This is a genomic window from Campylobacter concisus (assembly GCF_902460895.1).
Classification (GTDB): Bacteria; Campylobacterota; Campylobacteria; order Campylobacterales; family Campylobacteraceae; genus Campylobacter_A; species Campylobacter_A concisus_BC.
On record NZ_CABPVL010000002.1, the window covers coordinates 673168 to 689252 of the forward strand.

The 16085-nt window shown below is 37.9% G+C and carries 16 protein-coding genes; 11 read left to right on the forward strand and 5 right to left on the reverse strand.

Going from position 1 to position 16085, the window contains the following annotated elements; genetic code table 11:
• Both F3G98_RS04540 and F3G98_RS04545 read left to right on the forward strand, forming a co-directional pair.
• The gene (locus F3G98_RS04540; protein WP_149725802.1) at window positions 1–1191 is read left to right on the forward strand and encodes a peptidase M50; all 1191 of its coding nucleotides are present in this window, start codon (window positions 1–3) and stop codon (window positions 1189–1191) included.
• Window positions 1192–1194: 3 nt separating this feature from the next.
• The gene (locus F3G98_RS04545) at window positions 1195–1491 is read left to right on the forward strand and encodes a metal-sulfur cluster assembly factor (protein WP_149725803.1); all 297 of its coding nucleotides are present in this window, start codon (window positions 1195–1197) and stop codon (window positions 1489–1491) included.
• Between the two features lie 284 nt (window positions 1492–1775).
• Here the strand turns inward: F3G98_RS04545 and ftsZ are convergent, their stop codons facing one another.
• The 4 genes from ftsZ to F3G98_RS04565 form a co-directional block, all read right to left on the reverse strand.
• On the reverse strand, window positions 1776–2915 hold the full coding sequence (gene ftsZ / locus F3G98_RS04550; RefSeq protein WP_012001610.1) for a cell division protein FtsZ: 1140 nt from the start codon (window positions 2913–2915) through the stop codon (window positions 1776–1778).
• A gap of 14 nt (window positions 2916–2929) precedes the next feature.
• Window positions 2930–4348, reverse strand: a complete 1419-nt coding sequence (gene ftsA / locus F3G98_RS04555) for a cell division protein FtsA (protein WP_149725804.1) — start codon at window positions 4346–4348, stop codon at window positions 2930–2932.
• Between the two features lie 5 nt (window positions 4349–4353).
• A complete protein-coding gene (locus F3G98_RS04560; RefSeq protein WP_149725805.1) occupies window positions 4354–5811 on the reverse strand; it encodes a peptidylprolyl isomerase in 1458 nt (485 codons plus the stop codon).
• Between the two features lie 139 nt (window positions 5812–5950).
• Complete coding sequence (locus F3G98_RS04565) at window positions 5951–6538, reverse strand: class II aldolase and adducin N-terminal domain-containing protein (RefSeq protein WP_002940326.1); 588 nt, start codon at window positions 6536–6538, stop codon at window positions 5951–5953.
• Between the two features lie 126 nt (window positions 6539–6664).
• Here F3G98_RS04565 and rsmH point away from each other — a divergent pair, with 126 nt between their 5' ends.
• Genes rsmH through F3G98_RS04580 form a run of 3 tightly spaced genes read left to right on the forward strand, consistent with a single transcriptional unit; the run spans window position 6665 to window position 9824 of the window.
• Window positions 6665–7588 (forward strand): 16S rRNA (cytosine(1402)-N(4))-methyltransferase RsmH, encoded by a 924-nt coding sequence (rsmH, locus tag F3G98_RS04570; RefSeq protein ID WP_149725806.1) that lies wholly within the window; start codon window positions 6665–6667, stop codon window positions 7586–7588.
• A 2-nt stretch (window positions 7589–7590) separates the two neighbouring features.
• Complete coding sequence (locus F3G98_RS04575) at window positions 7591–7884, forward strand: hypothetical protein (protein WP_002940285.1); 294 nt, start codon at window positions 7591–7593, stop codon at window positions 7882–7884.
• Window positions 7875–9824, forward strand: coding sequence for an FUSC family protein (locus F3G98_RS04580; RefSeq protein ID WP_149725807.1), 1950 nt, complete (start codon window positions 7875–7877; stop codon window positions 9822–9824). Before F3G98_RS04575 ends, F3G98_RS04580 begins: the two co-directional genes overlap by 10 nt.
• Here the strand turns inward: F3G98_RS04580 and F3G98_RS04585 are convergent.
• A complete protein-coding gene (locus F3G98_RS04585) occupies window positions 9803–10309 on the reverse strand; it encodes a hypothetical protein (protein ID WP_087581839.1) in 507 nt (168 codons plus the stop codon). The two genes, F3G98_RS04580 and F3G98_RS04585, sit on opposite strands and share 22 nt — an antisense overlap.
• A gap of 103 nt (window positions 10310–10412) precedes the next feature.
• Here F3G98_RS04585 and F3G98_RS04590 point away from each other — a divergent pair, with 103 nt between their 5' ends.
• From F3G98_RS04590 to F3G98_RS04615, 6 genes are read left to right on the forward strand one after another with little or no spacing between them, the layout of a single operon-like run.
• The gene (locus F3G98_RS04590; protein ID WP_149725808.1) at window positions 10413–11279 is read left to right on the forward strand and encodes a D-amino acid aminotransferase; all 867 of its coding nucleotides are present in this window, start codon (window positions 10413–10415) and stop codon (window positions 11277–11279) included.
• Window positions 11276–11719, forward strand: coding sequence for a 2-thiouracil desulfurase family protein (locus tag F3G98_RS04595; protein WP_149725809.1), 444 nt, complete (start codon window positions 11276–11278; stop codon window positions 11717–11719). The genes F3G98_RS04590 and F3G98_RS04595 overlap by 4 nt, the downstream gene beginning before the upstream one ends.
• On the forward strand, window positions 11712–12206 hold the full coding sequence (locus tag F3G98_RS04600) for a chemotaxis protein (protein WP_149725810.1): 495 nt from the start codon (window positions 11712–11714) through the stop codon (window positions 12204–12206). Before F3G98_RS04595 ends, F3G98_RS04600 begins: the two co-directional genes overlap by 8 nt.
• Complete coding sequence (locus tag F3G98_RS04605; protein WP_149725811.1) at window positions 12203–14218, forward strand: bifunctional C40 family peptidase/M15 family metallopeptidase; 2016 nt, start codon at window positions 12203–12205, stop codon at window positions 14216–14218. Before F3G98_RS04600 ends, F3G98_RS04605 begins: the two co-directional genes overlap by 4 nt.
• Window positions 14219–15538 (forward strand): ATP-dependent DNA helicase, encoded by a 1320-nt coding sequence (locus F3G98_RS04610; RefSeq protein WP_103608854.1) that lies wholly within the window; start codon window positions 14219–14221, stop codon window positions 15536–15538.
• Entirely contained in the window at window positions 15535–16074 is a 540-nt protein-coding gene (locus F3G98_RS04615; RefSeq protein WP_021089839.1) for a hypothetical protein, read from the forward strand. Before F3G98_RS04610 ends, F3G98_RS04615 begins: the two co-directional genes overlap by 4 nt.
• The last annotated feature ends 11 nt before the right edge of the window (window positions 16075–16085 follow it).

Sequence of the window (16085 nt, forward strand, 5' to 3'; positions counted from 1 at the left end):
ATGCTTTTAAACACTTATGCGCCGCCATTTAAGCTAGTTGGCGGCTACTTTATCGCTGGCATTTTTTTCTTAGCGCTTAGCGTCCCGGCCTTTTTTTACGCTGATTTTGAGGCGATTAGCTCGCTAAATACGGCTGGCTTTTTGCATATATTTTTCGTGGGCTTTGTGATGAGTATCATCATCGGAGCGCTATATCAGCTAACCTCAGTCATCTTAGAAAAGCCGTTTTTCACGGTCAAGGGGGCTATTTTAAATTTAGTCATCTTTTGCCTATCACTGCTTGCTATGAGCTATGCGATGATATTTGGCGAGGCTAGGATTTTGCAAATCGGCGGAGTTTTTCTCTTTGGCACGCTTCTCTTTTTTGGCTCGACCTATGCGCTAAGCTTTATGGATAATCAAAAAAAAAGCTTTGCGGCCTTTGCGCTCTTTGCCTCGGCGATATTTTTGCTAGTTGGTATAACGCTTGGATTTTGCTTAGTGATGATACTTGGTGGCACACTTATGCTTGATTTTATGATGACGTTAAAATTTCACGTATATTTTGTGCTGGGATTTGTATTTTTCGTGATACTTGGGGCTGCAAGCGTGCTTTTACCGATGTTTGCTTTGGCTCATGATCTTAAATTTACACTTAGCAAAGCCTCTCTTGCCTCTTATATTTTGGCTGGAGTTTTGCTGGCGGTTGATGAAAATTTAGCGATTTTTGCGGTGGCTGTGGCAGCTTTACTTTTTATAGCTCAGGCCTTTTATATCTTGAAAAAGCGCGTGAGAAAGGCGTATGACTACTGGAATGTAAATATCGCTCTTTCACTGCTTGCTTTGCTTATGGCTGCTATATTTATGATTTTTGAAAAGCTAAATTTGGCTGCATTTTTTATGATATATGGCTTTTTGTTTGCCTTTATCGTGGCTCATCTTTATAAGATCGCGCCGTTTCTCATCTGGTATCACTATGTGGCACCATTTGTTGGCAAGGCAAAAGTGCCACTGCTTGATGCGATGATACTAAAAAAGGCTGCATATTTTGCCATAGTATTTAATGCCATTTCGCTTGTTTGCTACCCTTTGGCAGTTAGCTTTGAGATGAGAAATTTGGTCTATGCAAGCATGATTTTTATGGCTTTAAGCATCATTTCGCTTGCTATAAATATGATAAATGTTTTTAAATTTACTGGTTTTAAAGGATAAAAAATGAAAGAAAAAATTTATGATGCTTTGTCAAATATCGTCGATCCCGAGGTTGGCTTTGACATTGTTTCACTTGGGCTCATATATGATGCGAGCTGCGATGAAAACGGCAAAGCAAAGGTGATGATGACGCTTTCAACTAAGTCTTGTCCACTTCATGAGATGATACTTGGCTGGGTTGAAACGGCTGTGCTTGGCGTGGAGGGTGTGAAAGAGTGTGAGATCGACCTAGTTTGGGAGCCAGAGTGGAATATCCAAATGGCAAGCGACTTTGTAAAAGCACAACTTGGAGTGCAATAATAAATTTGGCTAGAAATTTGGCTTTGCTGGCAAATTTCTAGCTTTTCTTCTTAAACTTCTACTTTAAATTTTAAAAATATCATAAAGCGTAGTTAAATTTGCTTGGGAGTGCTTAAACTTTTTAATAAATTTACAAATAAATTTATACAAGTGAAAACTAAAAATAATGCGAGTTATAGAATATAATTTTAGGCATTTGCTAGGTAATGGTTAAAAATTGAATATATAAAAAGGTAAATTGCAAGATAAACTTGCAATTTAACAGGAGAATTTTTAGCTAGGACTTAGTCCATTTGGTGACGAAGATATGATGGGATATCTAGCTGAGAGATATACTCATCGCTGTTATATCCACCGCTTACTCTTCTTTTTAAAACGATATTTTTATTTAGAAGATCGTTTTCAGGCTCTTGGGCTATTTTTTTTTCTTCGCTTTCTTTTTCAGCACCTTTAAAACCTGTTGCGATGATAGTAACTTCGACTTTATTGTCTTCTATGTTTTCATCGGTTGTTGTACCAAAGATCACATCAGCATCGTCATCAGATGCCTCCTCGATCATTGACATTGCGCTATGAAGATCATCAAGTGAGCAGTTTGGATGCATTTTAAAATGAACTAAAACGCCAAGCGCTCCGTTTATATTCATGTTATCAAGTAATGGAGATTGGATAGCATTTTTGATAGCTTCTTGAGCTGCACCCTCGCCATAAGCCTCGCCAACGCCCATTAAAGCGTGACCTCTGTGGCTCATAACTGTTTTTACGTCAGCAAAGTCAAGGTTGATATCGCTGACACCAGAGTCAAGCACGATAGAACACATACCATTTACCGCTCTTGCAAGCACTTCATCAACCATTTTAAAGCTCTCTTTGATGCCTGATTTTTTATCTATCAAAGTTAAAAGTCTGTCGTTTGGTATGATAACGATAGAGTCGCTCTCTTTTCTAAGCTCGCTTAGACCGATATCAGCTAGTTTGCTGCGCTTTTTACCCTCAAATGAAAAAGGCATAGTCACAACAGCAACTGTTAGCGCACCTATCTCTTTTGCAGCTTGTGCAACAACCGGAGCAGCGCCAGTACCTGTACCACCACCAAGGCCTGAAGCGATAAACACAACATCAGAAGTCTCAAGAGCGCTTTTTATCTCTTCGTAGCTCTCTTGTGCAGCTTCTTTGCCAACTTCTGGTCTCATACCAGCGCCAAGACCTTTTGTCTTTTTCTCACCAAGCTGTATCTTTGTGTGTGCAGGAGAATTGTCAAGTGCCTTAGCATCTGTGTTTGCTATCATTAGATCGATGTCTAAATTTGGATTTTCTCTTATGATGTGGTTTATCATATTACCACCACCACCACCTACGCCTACTACCTTTATCTTTGCGCTATATAGGCTCTTGTTCTCTTCGATTGTGAAACTGTTGCTCATTGTAAAAATTCTCCTCAAAATAGTTGTGTCATGCTGTGCCAAAATTTCTTTAAAGCACTTGGTTTTTTTTCTTGCTTGCTTATATCAGCGATATTTGCAAGCTCGTTTTTGTTGTTTGTTTGCTCTAAATTTATATCCATATTTACAAGCTCAATGCCCTCTTCAAAATCATCTTTTTCCTGTTTTTTTATTTCAAATTTCTCTTTTTTCTCTTCTTCAAAAATATTGAAATTTGCTTTTGGCTTTGATCTTAACTCACCCTTATATCTCATCTTTTTTTCTGAGTCTATCTCATAAGGTGTAAATTCACCAGCGCCATACATACAAAGTCCTATGGCACAAGAATTTGCTGGATCTCTTAAAATTTCATATAAACCATCCATCTCTTTTGGTCTAGCGATCCTAACTGGCATGTTGTCAAATATCGCAGAAGCTAGGTCTTTTAGTCCATCAAGCTTTGTCATGCCACCAGTTAGTACTATGCCAGCACCAACAAGATCTTTATACCCACTATCTTCAAGCATATTTGCAAGTACCATCACAGTCTCTTCTGCTCTAGCTGAGATGACATTTGATATAACATCAAGTGAAACTTCGTGAGTTTTTTGCTCATCGCCAAGTCTTGGAAGCTCGATAAGATCAACTGATTTATTTACTAGCTTGCCATATTCTAGTTTTATCTCTTCAGCTTTTGGCAAAGGAGTATGAAGCGCCATTGAAAGATCTATAGTTATATTTGCAGAGCCAACGTGTAGATATGAGTTATATCTTAGTGAATTTCCAGCGTGCACTACCATATTACATGTCTCGCCGCCCATATCTATAAGAGCAACACCAAGTTCTTTTTCATCTTTTGTTAGTGTTGCTATGGCTGAAGCGTAACCAGAAAGAACTACATTATCAACCTGCACGCCTGCTAAATTTACAGCCTTTCTTAGGTTGCTTAGTTGTGATTTTTGGATACTTATGATATGTGTTTGCACTTCAAGTCTAGTGCCATTCATACCAATAGGATCTTCTATAAATTCTTGTCCATCCACTTTAAAGTTATATGGTAAGACATGAAGTTTTTCATATTCTGGGGAAGTCTCGGCATTGTGATCTGCCATCTGCATAGCACGCTCTATCTCTTTTATGCCTATTTCATGATTTGGTATATTTACTACGCCACTGCTATTTACGCTTTTAGTATATTTGCCAGATATCGAAACCACTACTCTTTCGTAGTGTGTGCCCGCAACTTTTTGCGCTTCTATGAGCGCATTTTTTATAGATTTTGCAGCTAGTTCGATGTTATTTATAGCACCTTTTTTTATACCTTGTGCTTTTTCTGTGCCTATTCCTATTATCTTTATGCCATCATCATTTTGCTCTGCTATAACAGCGCAAATTTGAAATGATCCGACATCTATGCCTAAAATTCTAGTACTCAAAATTTTTACCTTTTGACATATTCTTTAACTTCATAATATTTTAGAAGTTTGTTTGTTAAATCTTTTATCAACTCGTTATTTTTAAGCATTGCAACATTTTGTTGTGTTATTTGCTTATAGTTGTTATTTATATTGTTAGTAAGCAATCTTTGTTCCAAAATATCGTACACTACGGCTTTGTCATCTAATATAACATAACCTTTTGTGTTGTTAGTGTCAAAAAGTTGAGATACAAAAGCTCTTGTATCGCTCTCATTTAAGCCCGCAATAGAGCCATTTACCTCTCTGCTAACAAAGCCAACATCTGTGCCTTTAAAGTTTTGTAGAGTCTCTTTTGCTTTTGCTGTTAAAATTTCTTTTTCTTTTTTGCTTTTGTAAATTTCAAGCACATTGGCTCTTGCTTGTTCAAAACTCATAGGTTGTGGAGGAGTTATGCTTTTTATTCTAGCTATCAAATAGCCATCTTTATAAATAAATGGTTTTATCACTTCACCAACTTTTGCACCCTTTATCTCATCAAGTGAAAAAGTAGCGTTGTCTTCATTTACACTTATAAAACCATTAGTTGCAAGTTCAGCTTTTTTAACAGCGACATACTTTTCTAAAGCATTAGTTTTGCTTTGCTCTATGTTGTAGTCTTTATTAACCTCAGCTTTTACCTCGCTAAAAGGTTTTATCTTGTCATCAGAACCCTTGTATTTATCTTGGTTTTCGTTATAGTAAGATTTTAAAACGCTTTCGTTTGCATCGCTTTTTTCTGACTCGACAAAGTATGTATCTATGCCATAAAGTGTCTTTGTCATAAAGTTATTTTTATTTATCTCCCAAAGATCTTTTAGCTCTTTCTCATCTACTTTGATCTCGTTTTGATCAGCATTTACTACTTTTACGGCTAATTTATCTTGCATGAAAAAGCTAGCTTCCATCATGGCGATATCTTCTTTGCTTGCAGGTAAATTTAAAATAGTTCTAAGTTTATCTAGTAAGATAGTTAGTTTTAGATTGTCTTCAAAATCAGTTGGGTTTATCCTAGCTCTTCTTAGCACATCGTAGTATAAATTTTTGTCAAAAACGCCGTCTTTTTGAAATGTTGGATCGACGATTATGTATTTTAAAACATCGTCTTTATTAACGCTAAGACCGATGTCGTCTGCGAAATTTAATAGTAAATTTTCTTGAATAGCGGCTTGAAGTGCAGCATTTTCTAAGCCTAACTCTTCAGCTTTCTCTTGAGTTAATTTGCCTTCAAATACATTGTTGTAGTACTGATATAACCTATCGTATTTTTGTTGCAACTCTTGAACGCTTATATTTCTATGTCCTACTTTGGCTACCGAAGTAGCTCTGTTGCTGTTTAGATCGTATGCGCCCCAGCCGACAAAACCAGCACCGACAAAAGCTATCGTGCTTACCCAAATTGTCACGACTAGGTATTTTTTATGTTTTTGCATCCAAGATAACATTAAGTTCTTCCTTTAAAATACTAACAAAGCTTGTGCGATATTTTATAGAAATTTGGCTTAAATAAGCTTAAAATGGGGCTTTATAAAAACGTTTCTTGCTAAATTTTTACTAACATTTTTTATCTTTGTTAGCAAAAATTTAAATGCTAAAATCGCTGTAATCACCAGTAAAATGAAGCAGTTTGCAGCTATTTTCTAACAAAGCTATATCTTTTGCAAGTAGCTGAGGGCTCCTGCTATACGCGTAAACGCCGTATCCTTTGATCACGACGACGTTAGTATTTTTCTCTATCATCGCTCTATAAATTTCTGTCTCAGCACGCTCATACCAGTCGTCAAACTGCTTTGGATCATAGACTAAAATTTCATTAAATCTCATGCATCCAAAATAGTCTTTTGGTGCGATCTTTTCATGTTTCATTGCATAAGCTGTCACGTATGGAGGCATGGCGTAGCAGACAAATTTTGCTTCATTTATGTTTTTGTAAATGTTTAAGTGTATATCAGCATCCAAGCTCGCATCATTCCAGCGGTAGTCTTTTTTTGATGAAAGAAGTGTTAGATCACTATCTTGCAAGTCGTCAAAAATGGCACTTTGCTTGTTGATGATGAATTGATTTTTTTCTACCCTTGCCGAGATAGAACCATGAAAAACACCAAAAAAATTCTTTCGAAACATCGAAAGAGATATCTTTTTTATCTCATTTGTTGAGTGCAATAAGTCCATTTTTTCTCCTATGTTTGGGTGATTATATTTAAGCTATCTTAAAATTTGTGTAAAATTTTATGTAATGATAGCTTTTTAAGTAAAATTTCGATAAATTTTCACACTAATTTCATTAAAGAGGCAGTGTTGCAAAGTCCGCATATTAGCGTTTTACTTGACGAAGTTTTATCATTTTTTAAAGACCTGCGTGGAAATTTTATAGATTGCACGCTTGGATATGCTGGACATTCTAGTGCCATTTTGTCTCAAAATGAAAATCTAAATTTGATCGCCTGCGACAAAGACAGCGAAGCTATAAATTTCTCGCTCAAAAAACTTGAGCCATTTGGCAGTAGAGTGAAAATTTATAAGAGCAATTTTTCTGAGCTTATTAGCAAACTTAGCAGCGATGAAATTTCAAACGTTAGAGGGATTTTAGCTGACATTGGCGTTAGCTCTTTGCAGATAGATAAAGATGATAGGGGTTTTAGCCTTGGCTCAAGCGCGCTTGATATGCGCATGGATAAAGAGCGAGGATTTAGCGCCTATGACGTGGTAAATGACTACTCGTTTGATGAGTTAGTTAGGATTTTTAGGGATTACGGCGAGCTAAAAAATGCCTCTGGGATCGCAAATAAGATAATAAATGCTAGAAATTTAGGCGAGATAACAAGCGCAAAAGAGCTTGCAAACATAATAGGCACAGCCCAAATAAAAGGGCGCGGTGTTAGCCCTGCGATCCTTGCTTTTCAGGCGATCAGGATAGAGGTAAATGGCGAGCTAGATGAGCTAATAAATTTGCTTGATAGTATAGAAAAGGGTGGTTTTAGAGATTGTTTGGTGGTGATCATAACATTTCACTCGCTTGAAGATAGGATCGTAAAAGAGCGCTTTAAAAAGTGGGCAAATAGCTGTATCTGCCCGCCTGGCGTCTACCGATGCGAGTGCGGAAATAACCACGAACTTGGTGAAATTTTAACCAAAAAGCCACTAACAGCAAGCCAAAGTGAGCTAGCGCAAAACTCACGAAGCAAGAGCGCAAAACTGCGTGTTTTTAAGATAAAAGGATAAAGATGCAAGAAAAAGAAGAGCTGCTAACACTTCACGACGAGGAGCAAAAACGTGAGGTAAATTTAAGCTTTAAGACGCTAGTGATGGTCTATCTGGCGGTTTTTATAGCGCTGGCTCTATTTTTGCCAAAAATTTATATAGCAAATCAAATTTATTATATAAGTAGAGACATCGCCGACATCAGCGGCAAACGAGATATGCTCCTTGAAGAAAACAGAGCTCTTAGCATAAAGCTTGAAAATTTGCGTTATAAAAATCAAATTTTAAACAATATGCAAGAGCGTCAATGGAAATAATTAAGAAATTTAAAAGCTTTATCCGCTACTACGACCCTGCAAATTTCCAGCTCATCTACTCGCTAAAAGCTGCCACAACCATCGCTTTTAACTGCTTTTTGTGTTTTTACTTCTTTCATCTAAGTGGCGCTATCATGGCTGTAAATATCACGATGGGTATCTTCTTTCTTGGCGAGCTTGAGTGCAAAGATAGGAGCAAATTTGCATTTTTGCTGCTTTACATCGCGCTTTCTTGCGCTTTTATGCCCTTTGTTGATCCATTTATCAGCCTTGGCGTTTGGCTCTCGCTTATCGTATTTGTCTGGATATTTGTGGTAGGCATTAGCCAAATTTATAGCTCAAATTTAAACAAAATTTTACTCGCCGTAAATGCAACAGGCCTAGTTGCCTTTGTGACAAAGGCCGCAGTTGGGCTAAATGTGGCTGATAGTATCGGCGGACTTATCTTGGCTGGCGTGCTAAGCATCATCATAAAATTTGAAAATTTTGGAAAATACGGCAAATTTACTAAAAAGAGCATCAGCTTTTTGCTAGACAGCGCCATCTTGTCGAGCAAGGCGCTTGGCACGAGCCATTTTTACGCAAGCATTGCAGATTTGATGAGCTCGATTGACAAATCAAAAGAAATTTTTGCAAACAAAAGCCTAAAGATAAAAGATGTTAAGTTAGTTAGAAATCAAGCCAAAGCGCTATTTTATTTTTATAAAGTTGAAGAGATCGCTCTTTTGCTTCGAACATTGGGCGCTTCGTTTGAAAGGATCGATGATAAAGCGCTTTTAAATGAGGTAAAAAATGAGATCGCTTACAACCTTTTTGAGCTTAAAAAAATTTTCAAAAATCAAACTCCAAAGCTAAAATTTGATGCGCTAAATTTAGCTAAAAACTCAAATTTTAAAATTTTTGCAAGCTCGCTTGGTGTGCTTTATGATAAATTTTTGCTTATAAAAGAGGGCGGAGAGGACAAACTCTCGTTTAACAACACAAAAAAGATCACGCTAAAAGAGGCGTTTAAAAAGCTAAATTTAAAAAATGAAATATTAAAAGAGTCTTTAAGGCTTGCCATTTGCATGTCGCTAGCCATTTTTATCGCACAGGCGACGCATATAAATCATGGAATTTGGATAGCCATAGCAGTGATGAGCCTAAACAAAAACGACGAAGATGCTTTAAAAAATGCTGGCAGAGATAGTCTTCTTGGCGGAGTTATCGGCTTTTTTATTGCACTTGTTTTTGTGAAATTTATGGGTGAATCATACGCATTTTACGTGGTTGTCTTTATCGGTATGTTTTTGGTTTATTATCTAAAATCATACAAACAAATCGTCTTTGCAACGGCTTTTATGTTTGAATTTACAGCTATTTTTTCGCTTATAAAAAGAGATTTTTTAGCCCTTATGGTCGATAGACTGCTTGACGTGGCGGCTGGCTTTTTGATAGTTTTTGCTACCTATCTGCTAACTAGGAAAAATGACTATACGGCGATAAAAGATAGCTTAAGCAGTGCCTTGATAGGCTTTAGAAATTTAGTGCAAATTTCTCTAAATGAGTCAAATAAAGATGCTTTTAGCACGGATGAAAAAAGGGTTTTAGGCTCGATAAATGAGCTAAACTACGCTATAAAAGTTAGTAAAAATTTAGACGATGATAATATGAAAAATGCAAAATTTATAGCTAGCAAGCTTGATGATATAAATAGCGATCTGGTTAAGCTTAGAAATTATCTAAATTTAGATGAGTTAAAAGAGAAAAACGCCTTGCAAAATGATATAAAAATCATCTCAGATAGGTTTTTGATGCTAGATAAAAAGATAAAAAAACTTCCATATTATTTCATAAGTGATATAGAAGCGAAACTGCTTTGCAAAGATGAAAACGTGAAAAAGCTAATTTTACGAGTTGCTTTAAAACAAAATGAAATTTACTCAGCGCTCTCTTTTTGAGAGATTAGCTTTTCATATATATATTGTTCTAAATCTTTTTTTGAAACGTCATTTTTAAGAGCGGTGTTGTAAATTTCTTCAACCTTACTTGAATACTTTTCATATCCAAAATATGGAAAATGCACGCTCCAAGCCTTTTTTATGAGCTCCAAGCTTATCTCTCTTCTTGCCCAAACCTTAAACATATCAAAGCCGATAAAAACAGCTGAAGTGACGATGGTGGTTGCGATTATCGAGATGTGCGCGTCAGCCTTTGCTAAAAAGTGGTGCGTGATGATGAGAAGCGGAAACAAGACTACAAAGCAGATAAGTGCGTAAATTTGATAGAGCTTCACGTGGTTAAATCTAAAATTTAGCTTTGCGCCATCAACTAGCATACCTTCGTTAAAAAGGGCATTTGCTTCGAGCAAATCTCTAAATAAAACTGGCTGTTTTGAGACGAAAAAAATATTTTTAATGATAGTGTTTCTTAGATTTTCTTTCATTTTTTATAGACTTTTTACCTTAAAAATTTCAGCTCATTGTATCTAAAAATCTATAAATTCAAACAAAATTAGATACAATTTGCACAAACTTAAGGAGCTAAAAATGGCAGATAAAGCTTTAGAAACGGTCTTTTTAAATGGCGAGTTTTTGCCAAAAGATGAGGCAAAAGTTAGCGCGTTTGATAGAGGATTTATATTTGGCGATGGAATTTATGAAGTGGTGCCTGTGATAAATTCAAAAATGGTTGATAAAGAGGGCTTTTGGGCGAGATTTGAGAGAAGCTTAAACGAGATAGATATAAGCCTGCCTTATGAAAAAGACAAATTTGAAGCGATCTTAAATGAGATGATCGCCAAAAACGCCTTAAAAGAGGGTGGAATTTACATGCAAGTAACAAGAGGCGTGGCGTTTAGAAATTTCTATTTTATGAAAAATTTAACCCCAAGCGTCTTTATCTTTTGCTACGAGAGTGAAATTTTAAACAACCCAGCCGCAAAAACTGGCATAAAAGTGGTAAGCGTCGAGGACATAAGGTGGAAAAGGCGAGATATCAAATCAATCTCACTTCTAGCCCAGTGCTACGCTAAAAATGAGGCTCACAAAAAGGGTGCGGACGAGGGCTTTATGGTAGAAAACGGCTTTGTCACAGAGGGCTGTAGCTCGAGCGCTTTTATCATCAAAGATAAAACCCTCATCACCAAGCCACTTTCAAATGAAATTTTGCCAGGGATCCGCCGCATGAGGCTTTTAAGGATCGCTAAAGATATCGGCCTAAAGATAGAAGAGCGCAAATTTAGCATGGACGAGGTTTACGCGGCTGATGAAGTCTTTATCTCGGCTGCTACGCTCATACTTTTGCCAGTCATCTATGCTGACGGCAAGGCGATAAATGGCGCAAAAGTGGGCGAAATCTCAAGCAAACTTCGTGAAATTTATGCTAGCGAGCTTTTAAAAGAAGCTGGACTTTGAGAGAAAAGGTCTTAATAAGCGCTTGTATGGCTGGCATAAACTGCAAATTTAACGGCGAAAATAACCTTTTGGATAGAGGCGTTTTGGATGAAATTTCAAAGAGATATCATCTGCTTTTTATCTGTCCAGAGGTTTTTGGCGGACTTAGCACGCCAAGAGAGCCAGCTGAGATGAAAGATGGCTTAGTTGTCACAAAAACAGCTAAAGATGTGAGCAAAAATTTTAAATTTGGGGCTGAAATTTGCCTAAAGATAGCTAAGCTAAATGGCTGCAAAAAGGCTATTTTAAAAGCTAGAAGCCCAAGCTGCGGGAGCGGGCAAATTTATGATGGAAGCTTTAGTAAAAAGCTAATCTTTGGCGACGGCGTAGCGGCAAAAATGCTAAAAGAAAATGAAATTTTAGTTTTTAGCGAAGATGAGATAGGGCGGCTTGATGTTTGAGAGGCTAAAAGATAACGTCATGGTCGAGGTGATCTTTAAATACATCATCTTGCTGCTACTTTTTGCCTGCGTGGTGGGACTTTTTGTAAGTGGTGTGCTCTTTTTAAAGGGAGAGATGAGCGAGTTTTCGCTAAATTTGCACATTTTCTTTGGTTTTAGCTTGGTTGTCTTCACCATAATCCACAGCTACGTCAAGAAGAAAAAGCTAAAAAAGCTAAGCCTTGAGTTTAAAAATATCTTAAAGCATAAGCCAGTTCAGATGGACTGCAACACGACAAGGTTTTTAAACGCACTAAATGATGTCAAAGTGGGCGAGCTTTCAAAGAAATTTGGCTCAGATGTTGTAGAAATTTTAAGATCAAACGATATAAAGGTCAAGGATCAAAACGAGACGATGAAGCAAATTTGCAAAAACAACGATGAAAAGATGTTTTATATCTTTGTTTTGATCGTCGAAGCTATATTTAAGGATAAGGAAGAAATTTGAAAAAAGGTATATTTTTAGCACTTAGTGTTGCTTTGTTTTTGGGTTGTTCGCAGACAACAAAACCAGAGCCAAACAAGCAGCAAAATGCCCTGCCAGACGAAAATGTCTATAAGCCAAATGAGCGCATCAGCTTGCTTGAATTTGAAGTAAAACAAGACGCCTCGTCGCTACCTCAAAATATGCAAAGTGCGAGTTTTGCTCAAGATGAAATTTTAAAAAGAAGGTTTAAGGTTTTTACTCTAAGAGGCGTGAAATTTAACCCAAACGACGCTTTTTGGGCGTTTAATGTATATAAACCAAGCGAGAAAAGAAAGTATTTTGGCTCAAATTTTAGGCAGATACCTCAAAGCTGGTTTGACGCACAAAAGGAGAATGCAAATTTCGCTGGCTTTTTGCAAATTTCAGCTTATGCTCTAACTTCAGCAAACACAGCTGTAAGAAATTTCCCAACCGACGAGCCGATATTTTTAAACCCGCAAACTCCAGGTGAGGGCTATCCGTTTGACTATCTGCAAGAATCCACCCTAAGCATCGCTCATCCGCTCTTTGTATCGCACCTCTCAAAAGACAGGGCGTGGGCGTTTGTGAGTGACGACGCAGTTTGGGGCTGGATGAAGGTTGAAGATATCAAATTTATAAGCGATGAAGAGGCACTTGCCTATCAAAAATCAAGCTTTGTCACGATAAAAACTGACAAGATGCCAGTTTATGATAAGGGTGGAAACTTTTTATTTTACTCGCGTGTCGGCGCGATACTGCCAGTTTTGGCGCAAGATGACAAAAACTACTACGGCAAAATTTATGTAAGAAATATGCTTAGGGAGTTTGTCCTCCCAAAGTCTTTTAGCGCCCTTTTTCCACTTAAATTTAATGACTCAAATTTAAAGACAATTCTTAGCTCGCTTCTTACTCAGCCTTATGGCTGGGGCGGGGTGGATAAGCTAAGAGACTGCTCGCTTTTTACAAAAGACTTGCTAGCAAGCTTTGGCGTGTGGTTGCCTAGGAACTCAAGGGCGCAGGCAAATATGGGAGAGAAGATCAATCTAAAAGGTCTTAGCAACGCTGCAAAGAGCAAAGAGATAAAAGAAAAGGGCGTGCCATATCTCACTCTCGTGCATCTGCCGGGTCACATCATGCTCTATGCTGGATATAAGGGCGATGATATCTACGTCGTGCATGATGCTTGGGGGCTAAAGACTGCAAACAACGGCCGCGCGCTAATCGGAGCGACCGCGATAACTACGCTAAATATCGGTCAAAACAGGAGCGACATACAAAGTGCAAATTTGCTAATTTCTAAGGTTGATTCTATAAATGTAATGAGGCCTGAGCAAGGGATGCTAGATAAGGCTAGAAAGATCTCGGCATTACAAAAAGCTTATGGCGTAAAGATCGAAGAAAATTTGGTTAAATTTAGTGATGGCACGAGTTTAGTCTATGATGATTTTAAACAAAAAGATGAAGAGTGCAGCACTGGCGCTGACATAGAGGATATGAACGCGCTTGATTACGCTGCGTTTTCGCCACTTAGCGCGGCACTAAGTGATGCTGGTAGATGCAGAAACTACGAGCTTTTAGGCAAAATTTATGGCTCAAGCGAGAGCGCGGTAAAAGCAAATTTAGTTGATGTAATCTGGCTAAAGGATTTTTTAAATTTGCCTTTAAAATTTAACTCTAAAAATGGCGCTGCAGCTGCTTTGCAAGATGTGAGCAACGAGCTAAATGAGATGGTAAAGAGCGATCCAAATTTGCTTGAGTACCTAAAAGATCCTGGTGGGACATTTAAGTGGCGCATCATCGCTGGCACAAACCGCCTAAGCGCGCACAGCTACGGCATCGCAATCGATATAAATGTAAAAAAGAGCCACTACTGGCAGTGGAGCAAGGGCTATGAGAATTTGATCCCTGAAAAGATCGTGCGAGTATTTGAGAAGCATAAATTTATCTGGGGCGGACGCTGGAAGCACTTTGATACGATGCACTTTGAGTATCGCCCAGAGATGTTTGAGTAGATGAAAGATCAAATTTTAGAAATTTTATCTCGCTCAAATGTCTTTTTAACTGGCGGTGGCGGTGTCGGCAAGAGCTATCTAACCGCCTCCATCATCAGACACTACAAAGAAAATTTCAAAAACGTCGTCATCCTTGGCTCAACTGGCATAAGCGCTGTTAGCCTTGGAGGCGTGAGCTTGCATAGCTTTTTTAAATTTGGCTACTGCAAGGACTACGAGGAGCTAAGACGGCTTGACTACCGCCAAAAAGATAAGCTAAGCAAGCTACGAAATATGCTAGATGCCTGCGATCTGCTTGTAATAGACGAAATTTCGATGGTTAGCTCAAATGTCATGGAGATGATAAGATACCGCTTGCTTACCTCTAAATTTAAGGGCAGGGTGCTTATAGTGGGCGACTTTTACCAGCTCCCGCCCGTGCAAAAAGAGCAAAATGAGAGCAAACTTTTTAACTTTTTATACGCCTTTAACTCCAGTGCGTGGGAGGATATGAAATTTACAAATGTCGAGCTGCTCGTCTCAAAACGCACAAATGATCTTAAATTTTATGAAATTCTCTCTCGTCTTAGAGTTGGTGAGCTAGATGATGAGATGATAGCTTACATCGAGGGTCTGCGAGTGGATGCCATTGAGCCAGATAGCGAGACAAGCGTGCTTTTTGGCAGAAACGCAGAGGCTGAGATGCTAAATCAAAAGAGACTTTTTGCGCTTAATGCGCCTCTTGAAATTTCAAACTCAGACGTGCTTGTTATGGATGAAAATTTAGATAAAAAAGAGTTTGAAAAGTGGGCAAACACGCTAAATATATCGCGAAATTTGGAGATGAAGATAGGGGCTAAGATCATCTTTACTTCAAATAAATGGGGTGAATACTACAACGGCGAGCAGGGCAAGATCATGCAAATTTTAAAAGAAAAAGGCGTGATCTCAAGCGTCATCGTGCAAAAAGATAGTGGCGAGATATGCGAGATAGAAAAGTGCGCCTACAACTTTTGCGCGCTAAATTTAAACGAAGATGAGATCGAAGAGAACGTGCAAGCCTCGCTTTATCAGTTTCCATTTAAGCTAGCCTATGCGCTAACTATCCACAAGTCACAAGGCATGAGTATAAATTCGCTCATTTGCAACATCAATCACATCTTTGCCAAAGGACAGCTCTACGTCGCACTTTCTCGCGCGGTAAATCCTAAAAATTTAAAACTTTTTTATGATAAGAAAAGTGATTTTAGGCAGCATTTAAGAAAAGTGGTTAAAATTGACGACGAAGTTAAGAAATTTTACCAAGAAAACGTATTTTTGCATATTAAGGAGAGTTTATGAAAAAGCTACTTTTAAGCCTTGTTTTTGGCGTTTTTGCATTTGCAGATGTGCTAAAAGTGAGTGACTTTCAAACAGATATCTACTCAAAAGCTGGACAAAATTTAACAAAAAAGATAAGCATGAACCTTGAAGTTGTCGGACGTGATGTGGAGGAGAACGAAGCCTACGTGCTTGATGCACTAAACGTCGTTGTTGGCAGTTTTTACGTAGAGGATATCCTCACCTCAATGGGAAAAGAGAAATTTAAAGAGCTCTTTATGAAATACGCAGCCAAAAAGCACTCGCTTGACATCGATGACGTGCTTATTTTAAATATCAAAGTGATAAATAATCTAGAGCTAAGCGAGATCATAAAAGCGATAAAAAGCCAAAATTTATGCTCTGATCCAAGCGTAAATGAAGATGTGATGACAAAGCCAGAAAAGAAGAAAAAAGGCAATGAGATCATCGTCGCACCTGATCCAAATGATGTGGTGCAAAAGCCGATCGATCTAAATAATGTGCAAGAATTTGGAAAAGACTTCGGAGAGAAGTGAGTAAATTTGGC

Bases quoted from the DNA above. Each gene is read 5' to 3' on its own strand.
- F3G98_RS04540 (WP_149725802.1), top strand. From the start codon at position 1: ATGCTTTTAAACACTTATGCGCCGCCATTTAAGCTAGTTGGCGGCTAC.
- F3G98_RS04545 (WP_149725803.1), top strand. From the start codon at position 1,195: ATGAAAGAAAAAATTTATGATGCTTTGTCAAATATCGTCGATCCCGAG.
- ftsZ (WP_012001610.1), bottom strand. From the start codon at position 2,915: ATGAGCAACAGTTTCACAATCGAAGAGAACAAGAGCCTATATAGCGCA.
- F3G98_RS04560 (WP_149725805.1), bottom strand. From the start codon at position 5,811: ATGTTATCTTGGATGCAAAAACATAAAAAATACCTAGTCGTGACAATT.
- F3G98_RS04565 (WP_002940326.1), bottom strand. From the start codon at position 6,538: ATGGACTTATTGCACTCAACAAATGAGATAAAAAAGATATCTCTTTCG.
- F3G98_RS04575 (WP_002940285.1), top strand. From the start codon at position 7,591: ATGCAAGAAAAAGAAGAGCTGCTAACACTTCACGACGAGGAGCAAAAA.
- F3G98_RS04580 (WP_149725807.1), top strand. From the start codon at position 7,875: ATGGAAATAATTAAGAAATTTAAAAGCTTTATCCGCTACTACGACCCT.
- F3G98_RS04585 (WP_087581839.1), bottom strand. From the start codon at position 10,309: ATGAAAGAAAATCTAAGAAACACTATCATTAAAAATATTTTTTTCGTC.
- F3G98_RS04590 (WP_149725808.1), top strand. From the start codon at position 10,413: ATGGCAGATAAAGCTTTAGAAACGGTCTTTTTAAATGGCGAGTTTTTG.
- F3G98_RS04600 (WP_149725810.1), top strand. From the start codon at position 11,712: ATGTTTGAGAGGCTAAAAGATAACGTCATGGTCGAGGTGATCTTTAAA.
- F3G98_RS04610 (WP_103608854.1), top strand. From the start codon at position 14,219: ATGAAAGATCAAATTTTAGAAATTTTATCTCGCTCAAATGTCTTTTTA.
- F3G98_RS04615 (WP_021089839.1), top strand. From the start codon at position 15,535: ATGAAAAAGCTACTTTTAAGCCTTGTTTTTGGCGTTTTTGCATTTGCA.